Here is a 22,494-nt window from a genome sequence, read left to right as displayed (position 1 = left end):
ACGATGAGGCATGGCTGATCCAGACGGTGAGGCAGCGAACGTCGCCAAAGCCGCGCGCCCCACGCACGCCGACGTGGCCCGTCTGGCGAGCGTGTCGACCGCGACGGTCAGCTATGTGCTGAACAACTCCCATGGCCGGCGCATCTCCTCGCGCACCCGCGAGGCGGTCTACCGTGCGGCTGAGCAGCTGGGCTACCGGCCGCACGTCGCCGCGCGCAATCTGGCCAGCGGCAAGAGCGGCGTGGTCCTGTACGTGGTGCCGCGGATAGCGGTGGGCGAGATGCCGATGCAGGCCGGCAGCCGGATGACCACCGAACTGGCCCGCCGCGGTTTGCTGCAGGTGCAGATCTTCGAGACCGAGGACGACCAGCACGTCATCGACGCGGTCGAAAGCCTCGACCCGATCGCCGTCACCAGCCTGTTCCCGCTGAGCGAGGACGCCCGCGGCGCGGTAGGCGCCGCCGATGTGCCCTTGATCGAGATCGGGACGCTGCCCGCCCTCGGTGATCCCCACCTGTCTGTCGGAGCGCTCCGCGTCGAGCACCTGGTCTCCCGCGGGCACCGCAAGATCGCGTTTGCCTACACCGCGATCGCCAAATGGCGTGCGCTGGGCGACTTTTGGCTCGAAGGTGTTGCCCGCGCCGCTGCGGCGCATGAGCTTCCGCCCGTCAGCGTCGACGACGTCACCGTCGACAACGCCGCCGACGTGGTGGCCCGCTGGGTCAACGCCGGCGTCACCGCGGTGTGCGCGCAAAGCGATGAGATCGCGTGTCTGGTCCTTTACGGCATCCGCCAAGCGGGGCTGCGCTGTCCGGCCGACCTTGCGGTGATCGGCGTGGACGCCAATCCGATGGGGGAGATCAGTTCGCCACCGCTGACCACGGTGGAGTTCAATCCCGTTGCGGTGACCGACGCCGCGATCGCGGCGGTGCTCACCGAGTTGGGCTATCCGCCGCCGCCGGCTCCGCAGCCCACCGACGTCGCACACCTGATCGTGCGGGCCTCCACGTAGCCTGGACATCGGGTGGTTAAGCGCATAACCTACGGCCTGGCGATTCCCGCAACGACGCGAGAAGGGGAGATCTATGACGGTCCAGGATGTGCTCGACGAGATTCGTAAACGACCGGGCACCGGCGAGGTGATTCCGATCATCGATCCCGCCACCGAAGAGCAACTCACCGAGTTCACCGACTGCGGCCCGGAAGCCGTCGACGAGGCGGTGGCGCGCGCGAAGGAGACCGCCGAATCGGGGGTGTGGTCGGGCATGGCCGACTATGAGCGGGCCCGGGTGCTGTGGCGGATCGCCGACCTGATCGACGAAAACGCGGAAATCCTGGCCGAACTCGAGTCCGTCAACGCCGGCATTCCGCCGGCCCAGGCCCAGATCATCACCAAAGTCGGGTCCGAGTGGTTCCGCTACTACGCCGGCTGGTGCACGAAGATCGAGGGCATCGCCCGGGACGTGAACACCGGCGGGCTGACCGGCATCGAATCGCATCAGCACGTCTACACGCTGCGCGAGCCCTACGGCGTGGTGGGGCTGATCTTCCCGTGGAACGGCCCAGTGTTCAATTTCTGCGCAAAGCTGGCGCCGTCCCTGGCCGCGGGCTGCAGCAGCGTCGTCAAGCCCGCCGAGGAGACCCCGCTGTCGGCGCTGGTGCTCGACCGGATTCTGGCCGAGGCCGGAGTGCCCGAGGGCGTGGTCAACCTGCTGCTGGGCTACGGCCACACCGCGGGCGCGGCCATCACCGCGCACCCCGACGTCGAAAAGGTCGCCTTCACCGGATCGACCGAGGTCGGCCGCGAAATCGTGCACGCCTCCGCCAGCAGCAACCTCAACAAAGTCACGCTGGAACTCGGCGGCAAGTCGCCGGTCCTGATCTTCGACGACGCCGACTTGGACATGGCCATCCCGATGGCGTCGTTCGGCACGTTCATCCACTCCGGGCAAGCCTGTGTGTGCGGATCACGCATCTTCGCCCAGCGCGGCGTGTACGACCGGGTCGTGGAGGGCATCGCGAACATGGCCAACAGCATGCAGTTGGGCGGCCCCAAGGAAGAGGGCGCCATGATCGGCCCGCTGATCAGCCAAAAGCAGCTCAACCGCGTCTTGGGCTACCTCGAGGCCGGCAAGGCCGACGGCGTCGAGCTGGTCACTGGCGGGCACCGGCTGGACCGCAAGGGATACTTCGTGCACCCGACCGTGGTCACCAACGTCGACCCGGACAGGAGCCGGCTCTTCCAGGAGGAGATCTTCGGGCCCGTGGTCACGATCCTGCCGTTCGACGACGATGACGAAGCGGTGGCCCTGGCCAACAACAGCACCTACGGGTTGGCCGCCACGGCGTGGACGCGGGACCTCGGCCGGGCGCACCGGTTGGCCAAGCGGCTGAAGGCCGGAACGGTCGGGCTGAACTGCCAGATGCAGTTCGATCACTCCATGCCCTTCGGCGGATACAAGCAATCCGGTTGGGGCTACGAGTCGGGCAAGGCGGGTATCGAGACCTACCTGCAAACCAAGATCGTCTGGGCGCAAATGTAGCCCCGAAGGGGTAAAGCCTTCTGAGTCAACGAAGTCGGTGTATAAGTGGTTACCACGTCGATTCAGGAAGGCCCACGATGAAGCCAATTGCAGCCGCTGCGATCGCGATCGCCGCGCTCTTGTTCAGCGGATGCTCCGCCTCGCAGATCGTCAACACCGGTGGCGATACGAAATGCAAGGACTTCACCACTCAGGACGAGAAGAAGCAAAACGAAGAGATCAGCAAAATGCTCAAGGACAAGAGCGGGACTGATCCCAACGGCATAGAGATAACGGCGACGCGCCTGTCGGCCATGACGTACTGCCAGACAGTCGGCAAGCCGGACACCAAGATTTCGGAAGCGCCCCACGGCTGACACTTCCTTTGTCGCGATGCGGGATTACGTATCGAGATGATCACAGGTATATACCGATGCGAACGGTGATCTGGCGCGACGCGAGGGATGCACAAATCATGGCACAGTGCGCAAATAGCGAAGCCATTTGCAAGTTTCGCGCACCTCAACCGAATTCCTTGTCGCCATGTGGGGTGGCAATACATGGAGGGCTACAAGGGAGGTAGCACGGCATGATGGCGGACCCGGGCCACGCCCAGATCTCTTCTGACCCGCAAAACGGTCGCATCCTCGATACGGCGCAGGGCATTCTGATCGGCCTACGTCGGTGCAGCTCGGAGACGGCGTTGCACGAGTTGCTCAGCGCGGCACAGCGTCACAGGATGCCGGTGTTCGCGATGGCGTGGGCACTGGTCCATCTCGCGGGCAGCGGCGGAAAAGCATCCCGCACGTTCAGCGATGCTCAGTCGGCGGCGCGCCATGAATGGGGCAAACTCTTTGCCCAGCCCGCTGTCTCGCGGTGCTAAAGGCCTAGCCGATCGCCGCTATCGCGTCGATCACTGTCTCCGGCTCGTCAAGTGCGACAAAGGTTTTCGCGTCTGGCACCTCGACGAGCTTCGCATTGCTGAACAACCCGGCCAAGCGCCGGCCCAGCTCCGGGGTGAAGCAGCGGTCTCGCTGGCCCCACACGAGGGTGACGGGCTTGGTGAACTGGGGTAGGCGGGTGGCGACGTCGGTGAGGTCGGTGGTGGCGACCTGACGCAGCAGCCTTGCCAGGTCGCGGCAGATGCGTGAGTCCTCGAGGCAGGGCCGCAGCCACGCGGCGGTGAGCTGCGGATCGGGCTGGTTGGCCAGCAGACCGAAGCCGAGTGGCGACTGACGCAGCGCCCGCAACCGCATTTGTCCGAACAGCGCTTTGATCGAAATAGGCCCCCGAAGCAACCCGAACACGATGTCGAAGGGGAAGGGCGGGCACTTGTCGAAGGCGTCGCAGTTGGTCAGCACCAGGCGGCCGATGCGGTCCGGGTAGGCGTCGACGACCAATTGACATATCCCTCCTCCGGTGTCGCTGCCGACCAGCGTGACGTCGGAAAGATCGAGGGCGACCATCGCGTCGTTGATGATCTCGGCGACACCGGCCAGCGATAGTGCGGTGGGTTCGGTGACCGGGATGGTGTGCGAGCCCAGCGGCCAATTCGGCACGATGCACCGAAAGCCGCGGCGTGCCAGCCCTTCGGCGACCTCACGCCACAGTCGTCCGTCGACCAGGATGCCGTGGACGAACAGTACCGGCGCATGCGGCGAATCCTGCGGGCCCAGCTCCTGGTATTCGATAGTGGCTTGTTTAAGGGCAAGTTGTGGCATGTCGGCGTTCCTCCCTGGACCTGTCAGTACCAACCCGATAAGCGAAGCTCAACGGCTGGTGCCAGGTCCACGCAAGGAACTGCCAGATACTGCCAACGCACCCCGCGTCAGTCGGGATCCAGGCTGCTGCGGCCGCCGCTGTGCCGGCCCGGCTTGTCGTTGGGATCGAACGCGGCGGCGATCACATCGGCCAGACGCTCCAGGGCCGCGGCGATAGCCCACAGCGCATCGGGCTCGGACACCGATTTTGGCGGATCCGGCTGCTCAGAAATGGATGTGGGGGATGCGTTGGTGATGGTCGGCGGTTTCGCCGGTCGCGGCTGAGTGGGCGGCTTGACGTCGCCGGCCGTGTAGAGGCGCGGCTTTCTCTTCTCGTCCCATAGCACCCAGTAGTCCTGCCCGCCGCCGTGGTAAGCCAAGGCCCTGTGGTCCCCGTCATGGCCATGCTCGAGGGCGCATCCATGCACCCAGGCCACCTGGTGGTCTGCACCCATTGCCGCCAGCGAGCGCCACAGTTCCTCGTCGAGCATCACGCTGGCAAAACAGCGATCCGCGGTCACCCCGGCGCCCAGGTGCCGGCGCCGGTCACAGCACACCGCCGGTGTGGATAAGTCACCGATTGCCTCTCGATCGGCCAACAGTGGGGATCTGCCTGGGTCCGCATGCAGTATCCGCCTACCGTGCCGAAAAGTAACGTTTGTCGCTATGCGGTTGGCCGCTCGGGCGTTGTCTGCGGTGTTCGTGCTGCTGTCGGGGGTGGCCGGGGTCGGCGCCGTACGCAGCGCGTCGGCCGAACCGGTCGTCGCAAGTCCCGGCGCCCGGTTGGTGGGCTGGGATACCTATCGGCGATTGGATCGGTTGCCGTACCTGAGCTCCGACACACAAAGCCTGCAGGTGTCGAGTTTCGATCGCAGCGGCGGCGATTTCGACATCTCCACCGGTAACAAGAACGGCAGCGGGGGATGCCTGGCGTCAGCTGGTGTCGGCTGCGTCATCGCTGAGGATCGCGGTGCGGGAGAGGTTGATTCAATCTGGTTCACCCGCGACGGCGGCGACGTGACTGCGATGGAAACGATCCGCATCGAGCTCGATGGGAAGACCGCCGTCGACGCGCCTTTGCAATCGGTGGTCGATGGAGCGCTCGGTGCGCCGTTCGTGTGGCCGCTGGTGGCCAACGCCGCGCAGTCGCCCGGGGGAGTTTACGTCAAGGTACCGATGCCATATCGGGAGTCGATGCGGATCAGCGTCGCATCTAATTTGCAGTACTACCACGTCGATTACCGCCACTTCTCGACAGCCGACGGCGTGACCACTTTCTCGCGCGCCGACACCGCACTCGACGTACTCGCCACACTGCGCGCCGCGGGTACCGCCGATCCCAAACCGGCTGCACCCTCGGCAGCGCAGTCCAATCACGTCGTCGAACTTCCCGCGGGGCATGGCCTGATGATTGCGGAATCAGCTGGGCCGGGCAGTATTTCGGCGTTGCACCTGTGGTTACCGGACGCGACGGATCAGCTCCTTGCCGGGTTGCGGCTGCAGATCGAGTTCGACGGCGAAACCAGGGTCGACTCGCCGCTTGGCGAATTCTTCGGCGCCGGACTGGGCGCCAACGACGTGCGATCGCTGATGTTCGCCGCGATCCCGCAGCCCGACGGTCCGCTGTCGTTGTCGGAGTGGTGGCCGATGCCCTTCGCCCGCTCGGCGCGTGTCACCCTCGTCAATACGACGGGCGACCCCGTACCGAGTATCGACAGCGATGTCGCGATCACGCCCGACCCCCAGTGGGCGCCCGCATTAGCGACTGGTCGCGCCGGCTACTTCACCGCGCGCTCGCACGCCGGACCAACGACGTTGGGTCAGGACTGGTTGTTCGCCGATGAACATGGCCACGGGAAATTCGTTGGCGTCAGCCACACGATCCGCGGTTCTCGGATCAAGACGTCGTTCAGCGATGACGCCCCGTACTTTCTGGAAGGCGCAGAACGCGTATACACAGACGGCGCCGCATCGCCTCAGTGGTACGGCACCGGCACCGAGGACTTCTACGAGGGCGGCTGGTATTTCAAGAACGGCAAGCACTTCAGCGATCCGCTCACCGGGCAGCCGGATCAACGCACGGCCGCGGGCGGATGCGCAGACTACTGCGTGGCTGCCTATCGGCTCATGCTCGCCGAGGCGATCAACTACCACTCGGCGATCCGATTCGGCATCGAGCACGGCAAACGCAATATGGTTCAACCCGACTACAGCTCAACGGCTTTCCTCTACGAACAACCAAACGACACCGCCACGCCGAGCGACGATGTCAACCCCACCGATCCCGTCAGCCGAATCCTGCACGGGTACAACGATGGTGACGCCACCGACCATCTACTCGCCAGTCAATATGAGGGGAGCGAGGACGACCGCCCCGTCGTCGGGATAGTTCACGCAACCGAAGCTGCGAGCACCTTCGACGTCGCAGTCGCCGCGGACAACCACGGCATCCTGCTGCACCGCACGTCGGACCAAGCCGTGGGGTTCCAGTCGGCCGACGTTGCCATCGACGGCGTTCCCGCCGGTACCTGGTTACAGCCGCGCAGCAACGACACACACCGCTGGCTCGAGGACACGTATCTGGTACCTGGCTTTCTCACCGCGGGCAAGCGGCGTGTAACGGTCACACTCACACCGACTGCCGGCTCACCGCCGTGGACTGCCAGCAGCTACCACGTGGACATGCTGACGGGCGCTCCAATTAACGAGTCGCACTGGTGATAAGCATCCCGGTCGCCGACAATAGCGGCAGTGGTGTGCCGAGCTAGGGGATCGCGCTGCGGGATGGCGCTGGTTGCCATCGCGGTGACGTTTGCGGCCGTCGGGTGCTCGGGGCCGACCAGGTCGGCGATCGCATCGCCGTCCACCACGACACAGCAGGCTGCGGCGACGGTCCCGTCGCCCCAACGGCAGCCGGCATCGGACCCCGTGCAAATTGCCGACGACCTGGTCGCCGACGAGCAAGCGCTGCACGACCCGGCGTCCTCGGAGAGCGTGCTGCTGGCGGCCGCGCTTGGGCAGCAAAAGGCTTATCGCGCCCTCGGTTGGCATCCTGAGTGGGACGCAATCGTACGCCCGCGCATCCCGCCGTCGCTGCTGGATGTCTACGACCGCAACATCGATGCTCGACGTCAACTCAGCGCGATGGTCGCGAGCGAACTGAAGGACACCCTGCCCGCCTGGCGCGTCGATGCTCCACCGCCGGCGGACGAGCTGCTCGGTTCCTACCGCGAAGCGGAAGCAGCGACCGGCGTCGGCTGGAACTACCTTGCGGCCGTCAACCTGGTCGAAACCGGTTTCGGCCGCATCGCCGGCACCAGCGACGCCGGCGCACAAGGGCCCATGCAGTTTCTGCCGTCGACGTTCGCCGCATACGGCGACGGCGGCGACATCCATTCGCCGCACGACAGCATCATGGCCGCCGGGCGCTACCTCGCCGCCAACGGTTTCGCTGATGACCCAGACCACGCCCTCTTCCGGTACAACCACTCGGACCAGTACGTCCGGGCGATCGACGACTACGCCGCAGTGCTCGCAACCGGGCCCGCGAGCTTCGCCGCCTACTACCGGTGGGAGATCTACTACCACACGACGGCTGGCGACGTCCTGCTGCCAGTCGGTTACGCCGCAACCTCGCCGATCCCGGTCGCCGACTACTTGGCAACCCATCCGCAGTGAAATAGCTTGGGTAGCTGGCTATCTCACGCAGGGGATGTTGTCGGCGGCCATGCGCGTGAGGTCGGTCGGTGATGGTTGCTGCGTGCCGGTGGCGGTGGCCGACACCGTGGTGACGGTCGTGGTCGGCGACTCTGTTGTGTGGTTGGGGTATTCCAGGTTGGCAATGTCGGTCCCGACGGTCAACCGCACCGTGTTGGGGGCAACGTTGTCGGATGCGCTGGCGCTGAGGCCTAATTCACCGGCGAGCTTTCCGGCCGCTGCTTTTGCGCCGGGTCCGTAGATGATTGTGCTCGACTGACTGATGGAGTCGGCGGTGCTGACCATCCCCGCTATGAACGGCTTTGTCGCCAATGACTTTTCGAGGTGAGCAGCTTCGCCCTCCACACCCGAGGCATTGACGACGTCGAGCGCGATGGTACCTGCGTTGGGCTGTGCGGCGTTGGCTGTCTGCGGGGCGGCAGTGGGTGAGCTTGGTGCGACCAATTTGCGCACGATGGAGCGGATCGTCGACACATCGATGAAATTGACGTCTTCGCCGTTCGAGATTGCACCGAAATCGGTAACCGGCAACGTGTACAGCGTGACCGGTCGGTCGGGGAACGCCGATGCGTCACGCAGAAAACCTTCGAAGTCGAGACCCGCGTCAACGGCGACGTTTTGCTTGGCGACGTCCAACAGGCTGCGCAGTCGCGCGGGGTTCGACAATGTTCCATTGCGGCGCAGGGCGTTTACCAGCGAGACGATGAACGCCTGCTGGCGGCGAGTTCGGTCGAGGTCGGTGAACAACTCGTTGTCGGTGTCGCGGCGTTGCCGCACAAACGCCATCGCTTGGTCAGCGTTGATCTGCTGGGTGCCGCGATGAAAATCCGCGCCGGAGTAGTAGCGGTCCGAAGTGTCCTCGTTCAGGCACACCGTGATCGGTTGGACGACGCGCGCGACTTGAAAGAACCCGACCAAGGTGACCTCGATGAAATGGTCGATCGGGATCTCCAAAAGCTTTCTGACTGTGCTGATTTCGGCTTTACGACCCGCCTCGCGGGCCTTCTGTTCTTTCGCGGCGGGGGATTCGGCGCCGTCGGAGCCGTCGTCAATGACCTTTTGGTAGGCGAACCGGTAGGCCTCTTTGATCTTGCCCCGGCAGCTCGAGGTCGGACACCCGGCCAGGTCGACATAGTCGTCGCGGGGGATGGAGATTGCAGTGGCCGGAGCGTTCCCGGCGGGCAAGTGCAGCACGATGAGTGCGTCGGCGTCACCCTCACCGGAATCTTCGCCGCCTGCATGCAGCGCGTCGTAGATATCCGGCGGCAGCGGACGGCCCCGCTGGTCGCGACGCCCATCCAGGCCCATGATCAAAATGTTTTGGTCACTGCCGGCCGGCGGCGGTTCATCCGCCAATGCCTCGGATGTGGTGATACCAGTCGATGCAGCGTGGTAGCCGACCCACCCCATGCCGGTGACAACGACTATCGCGGCCGATCCCAGCAAGGCGAGCGCCTTGGCGACGGCCACGGCCCGACGGTGCCCGCCGAGAGCATCCGCTCGATGCGTCATGACAAAAGCGAGAATAGCCAGGTCACCGTGCTTCCATCCACTGCGGGGGAATAGAACTGCAGAGTTTGCGTTCTGAGTCGGCGTGAAACCCTTCAGCGAAACCGAACGTCAGGAATTCCTCGCGGCCAAGCACGTCGCTGTTTTGTCCGTGGCAGCCGACGACGGGCGACCCCCGGCCAGTGTGCCGATCTGGTATGACTACGTCCCCGGCGGGAACATCCGTATCGGCACCTCGCCGGGGTCTCGCAAGGCTCGGCTCATCGAGCATGCGGGTGTGGTCACGCTGGTCGTGCAGCGCGAGGAGCCGCCATACCAGTACGTGGTCGTCGAAGGCACCGTCGTCGAGACCACCTCGCCGAGCCCGAAGGACGTGCGGGAGGCCATCGCCATCCGCTACCTCGGCGAGGAAGGTGGACGGGCATTCGTTCGTAACTTCGAGACTTCGGACAACGTGTTGTTCACGATTCGCCCCGACCGCTGGCTCAGTGCTGATTTCACCGGCGACCTTTAGTCGATGACGCCTTGGCGGCGAGCAGAACCAACGGCTCGCCGCCACGATGCAAGGTCGCCCCACTCGTCGGGTTCATCGGCTGGATGCTTGGCATAAGCGGAATAGCTCGCATCTACTTCAAGCGATCGGTGACGAGCTATCAAAGCATCGAGAGCCTCGTCGATGAGGGCGGCGTCGGTGATGCCCGCGCGCAGGCTGCGCGCACTGTCCAACAACTTTGCATCGACAATGGTGCTCAACCGTACGCGAGTCATGCCACAACTATGTCACGTACCCGGCCAGTGGATGCTGGCACGCTGCGACCAGGAAACGGTGGTGTTTGGGCTGACCTGGAAAGCGTTGAGCCCGTTGATGATTAGTGGTGCGATTTCCGGGGAGAGTTGAACCGCGGCAATCTCGCTCGCGATTTCATTCATCACTGCCAGATACAGTCCGTGCTTGATTTCGAAGTGGTGAGCGATCCAACGACGTCGGCAGTTCGCCGATGTCGTCAGTCGTGTACCCGCGGCGTGACGTTGATGTTCGATGGGCCCGATACATGCTTCAGCATGAATCGAGGCCAAGATTTCGTGTCGGTCTCGGTTGAGCAAAGGTACCGCAGCGTACCGCGATGCGAAGGCCGATATCGACTGTTCGGTTTTAGTGTTGGCTGCTATGGCCGCATTAAAGAACTATGTGATGCGCTGGCGCACAGCGCTTCACATAACGGTGTCGGCATCGATAGTTGCCATGTTTGGACTCGCTGTCACGCCCATTGCTCATGCGGCTGCGGTAACGGCCAGGTTGTCGGTGGAACATACCTGGCAGACCGGTTTCATCGCCCGCTTCACCATCGCCAATGCGAGCATGACGCCGCTAAGCGATTGGAAGCTTGAATTCGACATGCCGGTAGGGCAATCCGTCTCGCATGCGTGGAATAGCACCGTTACCCAATCTGGCACCCACTTTGTCGTCACCCCCGCGAATTGGAATCGAGTCATTGCACCCGGTGGTTCAGCCACAGGTGGTTTCAGGGGAGTGCTGAGCGGTTCCTACTCGCCGCCGTCGAATTGCCGGCTCAACGGGCAATATCCTTGCACCTAGCGGCGGCTGATGCCATGTCGAGGCGGCGCCCCGAGCCCTCAGAGTGCTCGTAGGCCGCGCAGGGTCTTTCTTATCAGTTCGCGTCGTTCGTCGAGTGTCATCGAGTCACTGGCGGGGGCGCGCACCCGCAAATAACCCTGTGCCGCCAAGTCGTCGACCAGGAAGCGCGTCGCGCCGAGCGGCAACGACAGACCAGCGGCGATCTCTGCGACCGAGGGGCTCTGTGCGCAATACGTCAGGATCTGGCCCCGCACATCGTTTTTCCGCCATCGCGGCGGCTTCGCTGTAGTACCGAGCGCTTCGACTGGAGCCTCGAGTGCCAGGTTGCCATCGGAGTTGGTACGGGCTGCCGCCAGCGTGTATGGCCGGGCCAGGCTCGGCTCGTCCGCGGTTTCCGGCTCTCTGAACCAATCGCCGGTCGGTTCGCTCTTGCCTTGTTGCGGCGGCTGATTCGCGGCGGTGTGCTTTTCTCCGATAGTTGGCACGTTGTGGTTCTGCAAGAACCGCAAGGCCTGGTCGGCGTGCACCGATGCGCGCACCTCGTTGGAGATGACCTTGAGTATGGTGCGGTCGGTGTCGATGACGAATGTGACCCTTCGGACCGGTAGCAGCCGGGCCAGCAGGCCACGGCGCCGAGTGTGCCGGCGACGCCGGACCGCCTGACGTGCCACCACAGATCTCCGCAGCTTGGCGAGCCTGCCTCGGCGGACCCCGAACAGCTCGGAGACCACGCCGTCCACGTCGGAGAGCAGCGGATAGTCGAACGAGCGCTGTTGGGCGAAATGGGCCTGCTTGTCGACGGTGTCGGTGCTGATGCCCACCCGCTGGGCGCCCATCGCGGCGAATTCTTTGCTCAGGTTCCGAAAATGACAGCCCTGGACGGTACAGATCGGGGAGGACGCTAATGGGAAGAAGAACAGCACAACCGGCCCTTTGCAAAGGAGCGTGGACAGTCTCCGAGGCCGACCGGTGTGATCATAAAGAGTGAAGTCGGGCGCCTTCTCCCCGGCGATCATCGCCAAAGACTAACGCTGGGAAGCTCCGGGTAACACCAGACTCAGATAATCGACCGTCGCCGAGCCGCTGCGCGGTCGCTCCGTGATTAGCTCGGCCACGCCGATCCAGGGGTTAGGAAATGTGCAGGCGGTTACCAGTAACCCGCGCCCAACTGGGTCCCGCCGTATTGTTGCCCGAGCAATTGGGCCGCCTGTAACACCGATCTAGAAGCTCAGCGTCATCCTGTCCAGCGCGACAGGGCAGCGGTGGCGTTCGTTTGCCCGAACGCGAGGGGCAATCCGCACAGTCGGCCCAATGTCTACATTTCGTCTACACTGGACCCGTGGCAGCAGAAACCACGACGGTCCGCATCCGTCGTCGAGATTCTGAGCGACTCCAATCTTTGGCCAAGGCTCGCCAAACCGCCGTAGTCGACGTCGTTCACGCAGCCATCGACGCCTTGGAACGGCAGGAATTCCTGCGGGGACTCAACGAGGATTACCAGCGCCTGCGTAACGACCCCAAACTGTGGGAGCAGTATCTGGCCGAGCGACACGAGTGGGACGCCCTGGCTTGATTTGGCGAGGGGAGGTCTACTACGTCGACCTCGGCCAGCCAATTGGCCACGAGCCCGCCTTTCGACGCCCTGGGGTAGTGGTGTCCGTCGACATTCTCAATAACGGACCGGGTGGCCTGGTGGTCGTCGTTCCGATCACGACCGCTAGTTACGGTTTGCGAAGCCATGTCGAACTCGAGTCAGAGAGCACCGGACTGGACCGCACCTCCTACGCTCGCTGCGACCAACTGCGCGTGGTCTCCGTGGATCGCCTTTCATCTCGCCAGGGAATGCTTACTGCAGACCAGATGCAGTTGATTGACCAAGCGCTGCGATTTGTGCTCGATCTGTGACGGGTCGTAGACGCGTCAGACCCGTGATTCATCTGATGAACACGGCGTACTTTACCCGACATAATGTCGCTTATCGGCAAATGTCTAGCGGCCTACACACGGGAGGCACGGCCGAAAGCGCCCGACGCAGGCGCCACTGAGGCCGCAAGCGCCAAGCGTCGTCTCGTTGCGCGCCCGCCGTCGCGTGGTCGCCGACCGCGACATCCCACCCCGCGAAGGGGCCAATACGACCCCGCTTCGACAGCCACTCGAGTATCCGATATTCGTCACAGTGACGTTTTGGGAGGGTCCGGTCTGATGGCGCAATCACTTTGGCACACAGCAATATTCGACGCTCTTGCCGGTGGCACTTGAAACGCCTCGATGCCTCGATCGACCCCACGCTCAACCTTGTTCGACTGCCGGCCTTTAAGGGGCGACATTCGATCGCCCCGTCATGCCGACGTCCCTACCGCTCAATCCGAAGATCACAAGTCTCCGGCCGCTCCCCTTGTGGCAGGGCGGACGCCTCTACTGATTCGTCACAGTGACGAATACTGCTGCGGGGCAGGGGAATCGGCGTTCGAGCCGCGCTCCCAAACAGCGAAGGCTACGGTGTCGATTTCACCAAGCGCGGCAAGCGAACGGTGGAATTCCTCGACATCGTGCTGCGGTTGTGGAAGGGCGCGCGGCGCTTCAGTCTCTCGCGTGTTCGAGTGCTTGGGTGGCAATGCCAGTGACGACTGCTTCGAGAAGCCTCTCGATATGCTTCGCATCGCTCATGGACCGATCGCCGGAGGCATACCGTGTGAACAATCCCGCGATCAATGTGATGACCGCGTCTCCTTGTGCGTTGCGTACGTCCTCATCGACCGGCCCGAAGTTGAGTGCTGCGATGGCGTCGTGCGTCATCGCGACAACCCGGGACACGAACAATTCGAAGGTTTCGGCTAGGGCGGGATCCCTCGCCCCAGCCAGCAGCAGTTCTTGACGCGCAATGTTGAGCAGCAGCCCGTCGCCTCTGGACTGCATGACGATCAGCTCCGCCAATCGACCGAAGGGAGAGTCAGTCTTGGTCGCGGCATCAGTGAACGAGCGCAGATTCTCGCGGTCTATGGCCGCGACTCGTTCGCCGACGCCGCGCAATAGTGCAGCCCGGGTCCGGTAGTAGTAGGACGTCGTGCCGTCCGGGACGTTAGCGGCGCGATCCACCTGTTGGTGGGTGAGCCCGCGCGAACCCTGCTCAGCAAGTACGCGGATCCCGGCATCGCACAGTTCGCGTCTGCGTTCGTCGCCGTCGCGTTTTCGTGGTGTGGCAATGCGCACGAGTGTATCGGTCAACGCAGGACCGTCCCCCCGTCCACGTTGATGACCTGGCCGTTGATCCAGGCGCCCTCGTCAGACAGCAGGAAGGCGACGACGCCTGCGATGTCGGTGGGTCGGCCGACCCGCGGACCCCGGATTCGCTTGAGCGCCGACTTTTCGAGGTCCGGCCACTGCGGCACCGAACGTATCGCCTCCGTGGCGGTGAAGCCCGGGGCCACGGCGTTGCAGCGGATCCCCTCTTTACCCCAGCGCGTCGCCACGTGCCGCGTAAGCGCGCCAACGCCCGCCTTCGATGCGGCATACGCCGGCCGGGCGGGCTCACCTTGAAAGGCCGCGGCCGACGACATATTCACGATTGCGCCGCCACCGCGTTCGAGGATGTGTGGGATGGAGTACTTCATCGCGGCGACGTAACCGCGCAGCGTCACAGCCATGACGTGGTCCCATAAGTCGAAATCGATGTCCACGACGTCGGAATCGCCTTGTAGGGAACTCATGTCGGCGCCAACTGTGAATAGCGCGTCCAGTCGGCCGTAAGTCTTCACCGTCTCGGCGACGAGATGGGCGACCGACGCGGGATCAGCCAGATCGAAGGTGACGGCCGTGGCTGTGCCGCCCTCTTCGACGATCGTGCGCGCCGTCTCCTGAGCCGCCTCGGCGGCGATGTCGCCCACCACGACATGGCACCCCTCCGCTGCGAGTCGCGCGGCGGTCGTGGCACCGATGCCCGTGGCGCCGCCGGCGACGAGAACGACCTTGCCGGCCAGACCTTGCAGGCTCATGACGCTCCTTCGAAATCAAGGCTTTCCCTCGCACAACGATACCTCTATAGTCATAGAGGGAAAGCTCTAGAAATATAGAGGAGTCGACATGGAGGGGTGCTTCGCCGCCGTCGACTCCGGATTACATGGGACTGCCTGACATGCCTGAAACGGAGTCGAACGCAACCGGCCGCAGACGAGTTCTGGTTACCGGCGCGGCCACCGGCATCGGCGCAGCGATCGTCGACGTCTTCGTGGATTCCGGCGCCGACGTTGTCGCCACCTTCCATGAGGCGCCGTCGCCGGAGCGCTCCCAAGCCACCTGGCTTCACTGCGACGTCACCAGCGTCACCAGCGTCAACGAGACGGTCGACGCAGCCGCGGCGGCCATGGGGGGCTTAGACGCCGTCATCCATGCTGCTGGCCTCTGGCTACCGGGCATCGCGGGAGCGATCACCGACGCCGACATCGATCGGCTCGTGTCAATCAACGTGCGCGGGACCATTCACGTCAATCAAGCCGCTCACCGAATCATGCAGGGCTCGGGAGGCCGGATCATCAACTTCGGCTCCGCAGAAGCGGTCATGGGCAGTCCCATCTCGGCGGTCTACGCGGCCACGAAGGGAGCGGTGCACGCCTGGACGCGTTCCGCCGCCAAAGCGTGGGCCAGTGCAGGCATCACCGTGAACGCGATCGCGCCGGCAATGCAGACACCCGGGGCGGATCGCCTGCGAAATTTCCTCGGCCCCGAAGGTGCGGCGTTCATGGACGAGAAGATGAAGTTGGCCATCCCGCTGGGGGGAACCCTCGGCGACCCGGCCAAGGACCTTGGTCCGCTCGTGGTTTTCCTCGCTGGCGAGGGGTCTGGGTTCATCACCGGCCAACTGCTTGCGGTCGATGGCGGCCTCGTCATGCTGGGCGCTTGAGACATCACACCGATCGGGAGTACGCAATGGACCGGCTAGGTATCGAATTCTTGAGCATCTTCGGCATGCCGCCACTCGAATTCATTTCTCTCACTGCAGAATTGGGTTGCCGCTACATCTCCACGGCGCTATACGGCGTGCCGCTGCCAGAATTGGGTTACCCGACGTATTCCCTCAAGGACGACAAACGTCTGCGGCGCGAGGTGGTCGCCGCCCTGGCCGATACCGGTGTGAAGATCTCGCTGGGCGAGGGACTGCTGATCCTCCCCGAACGTGACTCCGCCAGTGTGGCAGCCGATCTCGACGTGATGGCCGAACTGGGCGCCGAGCAGATCAATGTCGTGAGCTTCGAGCCCGATCTACGGCGAAGCTGTGACGAGTTCGCCGCGATCACCGAAATGGCTTCCCAGCGTGGACTGAGTACAGTCACGGAAGTCGTGCCGGGCTTCACCGTCGGAGACCTCGCCACGGGCATGACGGTGGTTAAGTACGTCGACCGCCCCGAATTCCGCCTGCTGATCGACACCATGCACATCGCCCGGTTGGGCACGCGACCCGCCGACCTCGCAGAAGTTCCAGCGGACTGCATCGGATACATCCAGCTGTCCGACACCACCATGGTCAGCCAATTCGACGACTACAACTTCGAGGCCATGAACGAGCGCCTGGTCCCGGGTACAGGCGAGGTGCCCCTCAAGGAGTACTTGGCCGAGCTCCCCAGAGACGTCGTCGTCGGCCTCGAAATGCCGCAGCGCGAGGCGGCCCTCGCGGGTATCGGGGCAGTCGAACGACTGCGTCCCGGCATCGAAGCAGCGCGCCAACTACTCGCGTCCATCTGACGGCCGTCCCACCCTGCGCACGAAGAAAGGCAACGAGAATGGAAGAAGGGCAAGGAAAATGAAGGCAGAGGATCTGTATCATTGCGGACTCGTCGTGGACGACTTCGACGCCGAGATGGCGTTCCTCTCTAACGTCGCGGGTCATCGGTGGACTCAGGATTTCGAGGTGGACCAGACGGTCGAGATCAACGGCGAAATTCACGTCGTTCCCCTGCGACTGGCGTTCTCACTGACCGAACCACGCCTGGAACTCGTCCAGGCCGTTCCCAACACCCTGTGGGCCCCCTCGAATTCGGGCCTACACCACCTCGGATACTGGTCCGACGACATCGACGGCGACATCACGGCGCTGCAAGAAAGTCACTTTGTTGTCGAGGGCCGGGGTCTAACCCCCGAAGGCGAGACACTCTGGGCCTACTGCAAAGGACCGACCGGTCCGCGAATTGAACTCGTTAACCGGGTAATGCAGCCCGTGCTCGAGAGCTTCTTTGCCATGGGGGAACCCGACTCCGCACGCGCAAACGACGATCGGCCGCTGTCATGAAGCAGGCGACAGTAATCGCCGCCGGAGAGACGGAGTTGGTCGAGGTTCCAAAGCCGCGAACCGGGCCGAACGACGTCCTGTTGCGAATGCGTGCTTGCGGCGTATGCGGGTCTGATGGGATCTACATATCCATGGGCGGGGTCCCACCCATGGAGGGTCGCATGCCTCTGGGCCACGAACCCGCGGGTGAGGTCGTCGAGGTGGGCGCGGAAGTCGTAGGCATCCAGGTCGGGGATCATGTGGTGGTCAACCCGATGAGCGCACCGAGCGGCATTATCGGAAACGGCGGCACCACAGGGGCGTTGGCGCCATACCTACTCGTCGAGAACGCTGTGCGAGGACGCAGTCTCGAGGTGATACCCGAGCACGTGCCGTGGGAGGTCGCAGCGCTCAACGAGCCCATGGCCGTCGCCCTACACGGCGCCAATCGCTGCAACCCTCGAACCGGAGACAAGGTCGTCGTCTTCGGAGCCGGACCGGTGGGCCTCGGTGCAGTACTGGCGTTCAAATCACTCGGCGTGGGCCACGTGGTCGTGGTCGACCCAATCTCGCGCCGTCTCGAAAAGGCGCTGCAAGTTGGCGCCGACGCCGTGATTGACCCCTCCAAGGAGGATGTCGTCACTCGGCTCTTGGAACTGCACGGCGAGGGCGAGTCGATGTTCGGCGGTCGGGTCGGGACCGATGTCTACCTCGACGCTGCGGGCGCGAAAGCCGTCGTCGACACCGTGTTGTCGGCGGCAAAGAGGGGTGCGCGATTGACGATCGTGGGTGTCCATAAGGAACCCGTGTCGGTGGAGCTGCTCAACGTGATGGGCAACGAAATCGAGATCGTCGGATCCTGTGGATACCCCGACGAGATCTTCGAAGTGACAAAGGATCTGGTGGCTAACTGGCAGAAGTACGCCGTCATCATCAGCCACAAGATTCCGTTCGATGACGTCGAGGAGGCACTGCGCCTGGCGGCCACCGCCGGCGCTGCGGACAAGGTCGTTGTGACGTTTTCCTGATGTTGCACGCGACATCTTCGGGAGTCGCTCAGCCGTTGGATACGGCGAAAGCCGTTTGACTGCAAGATTTTCGAGGCGTCGAGGAGACGATATGGCAGGCATACATCGTGAAAGACCGGGCGTCGACGCCCTCGCTATCGCCACTGGCGATCCCGCCACCGCTCTGGGCGACGACGTGTGGATGTCGCCAGGCATCTCGAACTCCTATGCGCTGGGCACCGATGACGGTCGCGTGATCATCAACGGCGGTGCCTTCTTCGAGGGTGAACGCCACCGCAAGGCATTCGCCGAAGTGTCGGGCCCGACACGAGCGATCGTGATCACGCAGGGTCACGCGGACCATTGGGGCGGAGTCAAGGCGCTTCTCGAGCCTGGCACCGATCTAGTGATGCACTCCAATTACCGGTACTGGCGCGACGACAACACACGACTCATGGGCTACCGCGGTGCCAAGGCCTCCTTCGCCTTCCCGCAGTTCCTGTCCGCAACGCTCGAATACTTCGATACAACTGACCCGGCGACGATCGACATGTCGTTCCCCGAGCCGACGACCACTTTCGACCGGCGTCATCAGATGACGATCGGTGGCCGCCGCATCGAATTGGCTTGGACACCGGGCGGTGAGACCACCGACGCGCTGGTGGTCTGGTTGCCCGACGCGCGAATCTTGTTCACCGGCAACCTGTTCGGTCCACTGTTTGGACATGTACCGAACCTCATGACGATCCGTGGCGACCGCTATCGCGACCCTGTCCTCTACATCGAGTCGCTCAACACCGTGCTCGAATTCGCTCCGGAGCGATTGATCACGGGCCATTTCGATCCCATCGAGGGGGCTGACCGGATCGCCGAGGAAGTCACGGCCATGCGAGACGCCATGCAGTCGGTTCACGACCGCACCGTCGAACTCATGGCTGGCGGCGCAGACGTATACACGGCGATGCGAACGGTCGCTGTGCCGGCCGATCTGGACATCGGCGAAGGCTACGGCAGAACGCCGTGGAACGTCCGCGCCATCTGGGAGATGTACGCCGGTTGGTTCCAACACCGTTCCACCACCGAGCTGTTCGCAATTGCGCCGGCAGCCGTGGCCGAGGATGTCGTGCGCATTGCCGGTGCGGAACCACTTGTCGAGGCGGCCCGTGAGCACGTCGACGACGGTCGGCCGTTGCGAGCGCTGCAGCTCACCGACCTCGTGCTGGAAATCGAGCCAGGCCACGCGGATGCACGAGCCGTCGCCGTAGACGCCCACCAGGCCCTGCTGGCGAGCACCGAGAACTTCTGGGAACGAGCCTGGATCACCAAGACGATTGACGAATTAAGGGCAACCGAATGAACTCGATCAAGTTCGACTTCTCCGGAGCCAACGTCTTGGTGACCGGAGGCACCAGCGGAATCGGCTACGCCATCGCGTCCGACTTCGCCGCCGCGGGCGCGAAGGTCACCGTCACGGGAACGCGAGCCAATGCGTCGGACTATCCGGACGTCGATCTCACGGGCCTGACCTTCGTCCAATGCCAGCAGTCCGACACCGATTCGATTGACGCCCTTCCCGAATCGCTCGGCGACCTCGACATCTTGGTCAACAACGGGGGCGCACCATACGCCGCCCAGAAGGACGAATGGGACCCCGAAGGATATGCGGGTTCGGTGGCGGTCAACATGTTTGCGCACATGCGGCTGACCATGGCATGTCACGAACGGCTCCGGGCCAGCACCTTGGCGGGCGGCAGCAGCGTCGTCTCGATCGTTTCAATGTCTGCGTTCGTCTCTGCCGTGCTGGTGCCTGCCTACAGCTCGTCGAAGGCCGGCATGGTGGCCTTCACCAAGAACCTCGCGCGACGCTGGGTCGACGACGGCATCCGCGTCAACGCGGTAGCGCCGGGGCTCATCAAAACGAGAATGACCGCGCCGGTTCTCGATTTCCCCGAAGCGCTCGAGGTGGAGATGCGGCACACGCCGATGAACCGGATGGGCCTCGCTGAGGAAATCTCGCCGACTGTTCTCTTCCTGTGCAGCGACGCTGCGTCCTACATCACCGGAACGACTGTCGCCGTCGACGGCGGCTACCTGACGGTCTAGGAGCGCCCTTCAATGAGCCAATTCGATGACGTGACAACGTCAGACGACGTGCTGCGTCTTGCCATAGAGGCGACCGGCGTTTCGCAAACGCAGTCCGAGTCGTGGCGCCCAGGACTCGACATCATGCTCGATGAACTCGCCACGTCGACTGCGTTCAGCGCACACGGTCGGGACTACATCATCGACAACTCCGTCAAAGCGCTCGCACGCCGCCTCCAAGTAGATGATTACGCCGAGAAACACCCCGAGGTTCTCGACGCATCCGTCGAGCGCCCGATCTTCATACTGGGCATGCCTCGCACGGGTACGACTGTGATCAGTTACCTGCTCGACCAGGACCCGGCTCGGCGGTCGCTACTGCACTGGGAGTGTGTCCATCCGATCCCCCCGGCCACCAGCGACACCCTGCGCACCGACCCGCGGTGCCTGGCGCTGATCGAGGAGCAGAACCAGCTGCTCAATGCGCTGCGCAGCGCTCACATGTCCGTCCCACACTGGGAAGACGCCGACGGTCCGACCGAGTGCATGTTCATCCACAACCAGGATTTCAAGGGCTTGTCGTGGGATGCGTTCATGAAGACGTCGCGGTACGCCGAGTGGTTGTTCGAAAAGGCGGACATGACGACCACCTACGAATATCAGAAGCGATATCTGCAGGTGCTCCAGTCCGCCGCCCCCGGAACGTGGAGCTTGAAGATGCCGTCCCACTCCGTGCACATCGAGTCACTACTCAAGGTGTTCCCCGACGCTCGACTCATCTGGGCGCACCGCGACCCCTACCGCGCAACCGGGTCGTTGGCCAATCTCTGGAAGCTGCCCAAAAAGCTGACACTGCAACCTGATTCGATCGATCTCCCAGACATGGGACGGAAGGCTCAGTGGCAGATGAGCTACCACGTCGACAGGCCACTGCGGGCGCGTGAACGCATCGGCGACGACCGCTTCTTCCACATGTACTACTCCGAGATGATGCGCGACCCGCTCGACGTCATGCGCCGCATCTACGCCTGGGCGGGCGATCCGCTCACCGAGGAAACCGAGAACCGGATGCGTGCCTGGCTCACGGCTCACCCCCAAGATCACTACGGGACCAACACCTACAGCCTCGAGGAGTACTCGCTGACTGTAGATGCGCTCCAACCCACCTTTGCGGAGTACCTCGACACCTTCCCCATCGAACTGGAGGCCAAAGCGTGACGAGTGTTTCGCTTCGAACGGCCGACTGTGCCGGCTAAATGCGACCGATAGAGCTGGTGCGCGACGGTGGCTCCCCTGTGGCCGATGCGCCGCGGACACGTTGGAGCTGATCCGGCACTCTCAGGTTTCCTGCAGTTCCGCCGACACTCGGATGTATTTCGGGACGGTTTGGCTGCGAACGTTCCGCGGCTAACTGAGAGCCGCCCCGTCACGGGCTCAGCGCACTGTCAACATTCCTCGGATCGGACAGTGTCCATGCGGACCGATTGCAGGGCGGCTCCGAAGCGAAGGCGCACCGCAGGAATTAACTACGAAGCCATGGTGTTCGGCTAGCCGTGGCGCACGTGACGAGGTCCTTTGATACTGGCTGTTCGAGCATTTCTAGGCAGGAGGCGCGGTCTTGACAATTCTCAAGCGGGCGTGGGTTCCGCTGGTCGTGGTCGTCGCACTGATCATCGGCGGAGTTGCAGTATTCCGGCTCAATGGCGTCTTCCCAGGACCCGGCCTGCCCAAGCCCGATCCCCGCGATGCGACCCCGCCGTACGCGGCCAAGACCGCCATCTACGAAATCCTGGGACCCCCCGGGACGACCGGCGTCGTCAACTGGATGGATGCCGAGGCGCTACCGCAGAAGGCCACCTTCACCACATTGCCGTGGTCGAAGACGATCGTCGCCCAGATGCCCGGAATCTTTGCCTATGTCGTCGCCCAAGGTGACAGCCCGTCGATCGGCTGCCGAATCACCGTCGACGGCAGACTGGTCGACGAACAGCAGGTCAACACCCGGGACGCTCAGGTTTCCTGCTTGGACAAATCCGCGTGA

The 22,494-nt window shown here is 63.6% G+C and carries 24 protein-coding genes and 3 pseudogenes; 18 read left to right on the top strand and 9 right to left on the bottom strand.

Annotated features, from left to right (window positions below; genetic code table 11):
- Positions 1–10 precede the first annotated feature (10 nt).
- From MFM001_RS16070 to MFM001_RS16055, 4 genes are all read left to right on the top strand, one after another.
- Positions 11–1,012 (top strand): LacI family DNA-binding transcriptional regulator, encoded by a 1,002-nt coding sequence (locus MFM001_RS16070; RefSeq protein ID WP_116376272.1) that lies wholly within the window; start codon positions 11–13, stop codon positions 1,010–1,012.
- A gap of 73 nt (positions 1,013–1,085) precedes the next feature.
- Positions 1,086–2,543, top strand: coding sequence for an aldehyde dehydrogenase (locus MFM001_RS16065; protein WP_116376271.1), 1,458 nt, complete (start codon positions 1,086–1,088; stop codon positions 2,541–2,543).
- Between the two features lie 77 nt (positions 2,544–2,620).
- Positions 2,621–2,899 carry a hypothetical protein gene (locus MFM001_RS16060; RefSeq protein WP_116376270.1) on the top strand — a complete coding sequence of 93 codons (279 nt, stop codon included), beginning with the start codon at positions 2,621–2,623 and terminating at the stop codon, positions 2,897–2,899.
- Positions 2,900–3,111: 212 nt separating this feature from the next.
- Positions 3,112–3,405, top strand: a complete 294-nt coding sequence (locus MFM001_RS16055; protein ID WP_116376269.1) for an ANTAR domain-containing protein — start codon at positions 3,112–3,114, stop codon at positions 3,403–3,405.
- A gap of 4 nt (positions 3,406–3,409) precedes the next feature.
- Here MFM001_RS16055 and MFM001_RS16050 read toward each other — a convergent pair whose 3' ends face one another.
- A complete protein-coding gene (locus MFM001_RS16050) occupies positions 3,410–4,243 on the bottom strand; it encodes an alpha/beta fold hydrolase (protein WP_116376268.1) in 834 nt (277 codons plus the stop codon).
- A gap of 107 nt (positions 4,244–4,350) precedes the next feature.
- Positions 4,351–4,803, bottom strand: coding sequence for a hypothetical protein (locus tag MFM001_RS16045; protein WP_142760701.1), 453 nt, complete (start codon positions 4,801–4,803; stop codon positions 4,351–4,353).
- Positions 4,804–4,948: 145 nt separating this feature from the next.
- Here MFM001_RS16045 and MFM001_RS16040 point away from each other — a divergent pair, with 145 nt between their 5' ends.
- Together MFM001_RS16040 and MFM001_RS16035 are read left to right on the top strand one after the other, a co-directional pair.
- Positions 4,949–7,003: a glycoside hydrolase family 172 protein gene (locus tag MFM001_RS16040; protein WP_116376266.1), complete on the top strand. Its 2,055-nt coding sequence runs from the start codon at positions 4,949–4,951 to the stop codon at positions 7,001–7,003.
- Between the two features lie 63 nt (positions 7,004–7,066).
- Entirely contained in the window at positions 7,067–7,960 is an 894-nt protein-coding gene (locus MFM001_RS16035; protein WP_116376265.1) for a lytic transglycosylase domain-containing protein, read from the top strand.
- 18 nt (positions 7,961–7,978) lie between these two features.
- Here MFM001_RS16035 and MFM001_RS16030 read toward each other — a convergent pair whose 3' ends face one another.
- Entirely contained in the window at positions 7,979–9,511 is a 1,533-nt protein-coding gene (locus MFM001_RS16030) for an LCP family protein (RefSeq protein WP_116376264.1), read from the bottom strand.
- Positions 9,512–9,593: 82 nt separating this feature from the next.
- Between MFM001_RS16030 and MFM001_RS16025 the strand changes: the two genes are divergently transcribed.
- Positions 9,594–10,022: a pyridoxamine 5'-phosphate oxidase family protein gene (locus tag MFM001_RS16025; RefSeq protein ID WP_116376263.1), complete on the top strand. Its 429-nt coding sequence runs from the start codon at positions 9,594–9,596 to the stop codon at positions 10,020–10,022.
- Here the strand turns inward: MFM001_RS16025 and MFM001_RS16020 are convergent.
- Both MFM001_RS16020 and MFM001_RS24630 read right to left on the bottom strand, forming a co-directional pair.
- A pseudogene (locus MFM001_RS16020) lies at positions 10,019–10,288 on the bottom strand (antitoxin); the annotation flags it as partial. The gene MFM001_RS16025 and the pseudogene MFM001_RS16020 overlap by 4 nt on opposite strands.
- Positions 10,289–10,438, bottom strand: a complete 150-nt coding sequence (locus tag MFM001_RS24630) for a hypothetical protein (protein ID WP_192886962.1) — start codon at positions 10,436–10,438, stop codon at positions 10,289–10,291.
- 238 nt (positions 10,439–10,676) lie between these two features.
- On the opposite strand from MFM001_RS24630, the gene MFM001_RS16010 reads away from it, so the two are divergent.
- Complete coding sequence (locus MFM001_RS16010; RefSeq protein ID WP_116376261.1) at positions 10,677–11,105, top strand: cellulose-binding domain-containing protein; 429 nt, start codon at positions 10,677–10,679, stop codon at positions 11,103–11,105.
- 38 nt (positions 11,106–11,143) lie between these two features.
- Here MFM001_RS16010 and MFM001_RS25230 read toward each other — a convergent pair.
- Positions 11,144–11,476 (bottom strand): annotated as a pseudogene (locus MFM001_RS25230) (DUF742 domain-containing protein); the annotation flags it as partial.
- A gap of 123 nt (positions 11,477–11,599) precedes the next feature.
- Positions 11,600–12,121 (bottom strand): annotated as a pseudogene (locus tag MFM001_RS25225) (peroxiredoxin); the annotation flags it as partial.
- 323 nt (positions 12,122–12,444) lie between these two features.
- Between MFM001_RS25225 and MFM001_RS16000 the strand changes: the two are divergent.
- Together MFM001_RS16000 and MFM001_RS15995 are read left to right on the top strand one after the other, a co-directional pair.
- The gene (locus MFM001_RS16000) at positions 12,445–12,678 is read left to right on the top strand and encodes a hypothetical protein (protein ID WP_116376259.1); all 234 of its coding nucleotides are present in this window, start codon (positions 12,445–12,447) and stop codon (positions 12,676–12,678) included.
- Entirely contained in the window at positions 12,630–13,010 is a 381-nt protein-coding gene (locus MFM001_RS15995; protein WP_371685549.1) for a type II toxin-antitoxin system PemK/MazF family toxin, read from the top strand. Before MFM001_RS16000 ends, MFM001_RS15995 begins: the two co-directional genes overlap by 49 nt.
- Before the next feature lie 675 nt (positions 13,011–13,685).
- Here MFM001_RS15995 and MFM001_RS15985 read toward each other — a convergent pair.
- The gene (locus tag MFM001_RS15985; RefSeq protein ID WP_238159226.1) at positions 13,686–14,330 is read right to left on the bottom strand and encodes a TetR/AcrR family transcriptional regulator; all 645 of its coding nucleotides are present in this window, start codon (positions 14,328–14,330) and stop codon (positions 13,686–13,688) included.
- Positions 14,327–15,097 carry an SDR family NAD(P)-dependent oxidoreductase gene (locus tag MFM001_RS15980; RefSeq protein WP_116376256.1) on the bottom strand — a complete coding sequence of 257 codons (771 nt, stop codon included), beginning with the start codon at positions 15,095–15,097 and terminating at the stop codon, positions 14,327–14,329. Before MFM001_RS15980 ends, MFM001_RS15985 begins: the two co-directional genes overlap by 4 nt.
- A gap of 140 nt (positions 15,098–15,237) precedes the next feature.
- On the opposite strand from MFM001_RS15980, the gene MFM001_RS15975 reads away from it, so the two are divergent.
- The 8 genes from MFM001_RS15975 (at position 15,238) to MFM001_RS15940 (ending at position 22,494) form a co-directional block, all read left to right on the top strand.
- Positions 15,238–16,002, top strand: a complete 765-nt coding sequence (locus MFM001_RS15975) for an SDR family NAD(P)-dependent oxidoreductase (RefSeq protein ID WP_116376302.1) — start codon at positions 15,238–15,240, stop codon at positions 16,000–16,002.
- Between the two features lie 26 nt (positions 16,003–16,028).
- The gene (locus MFM001_RS15970) at positions 16,029–16,841 is read left to right on the top strand and encodes a sugar phosphate isomerase/epimerase (protein ID WP_116376255.1); all 813 of its coding nucleotides are present in this window, start codon (positions 16,029–16,031) and stop codon (positions 16,839–16,841) included.
- 58 nt (positions 16,842–16,899) lie between these two features.
- Entirely contained in the window at positions 16,900–17,385 is a 486-nt protein-coding gene (locus MFM001_RS15965) for a VOC family protein (protein ID WP_116376254.1), read from the top strand.
- Positions 17,382–18,392, top strand: a complete 1,011-nt coding sequence (locus tag MFM001_RS15960; RefSeq protein WP_116376253.1) for a zinc-binding dehydrogenase — start codon at positions 17,382–17,384, stop codon at positions 18,390–18,392. The genes MFM001_RS15965 and MFM001_RS15960 overlap by 4 nt, the downstream gene beginning before the upstream one ends.
- 91 nt (positions 18,393–18,483) lie before the next feature.
- Positions 18,484–19,728, top strand: a complete 1,245-nt coding sequence (locus MFM001_RS15955; protein WP_116376252.1) for an alkyl sulfatase dimerization domain-containing protein — start codon at positions 18,484–18,486, stop codon at positions 19,726–19,728.
- On the top strand, positions 19,725–20,474 hold the full coding sequence (locus MFM001_RS15950) for an SDR family NAD(P)-dependent oxidoreductase (RefSeq protein WP_116376251.1): 750 nt from the start codon (positions 19,725–19,727) through the stop codon (positions 20,472–20,474). Before MFM001_RS15955 ends, MFM001_RS15950 begins: the two co-directional genes overlap by 4 nt.
- A gap of 12 nt (positions 20,475–20,486) precedes the next feature.
- Entirely contained in the window at positions 20,487–21,671 is a 1,185-nt protein-coding gene (locus MFM001_RS15945) for a sulfotransferase (protein ID WP_116376250.1), read from the top strand.
- A 400-nt stretch (positions 21,672–22,071) separates the two neighbouring features.
- On the top strand, positions 22,072–22,494 hold the full coding sequence (locus MFM001_RS15940) for an MmpS family transport accessory protein (RefSeq protein WP_116376249.1): 423 nt from the start codon (positions 22,072–22,074) through the stop codon (positions 22,492–22,494).

It is taken from the genome of Mycobacterium sp. MFM001 (assembly GCF_003402475.1).
GTDB lineage: Bacteria > Actinomycetota > Actinomycetes > Mycobacteriales > Mycobacteriaceae > Mycobacterium.
This window is presented reverse-complemented; position numbering and strand designations above follow the sequence as displayed.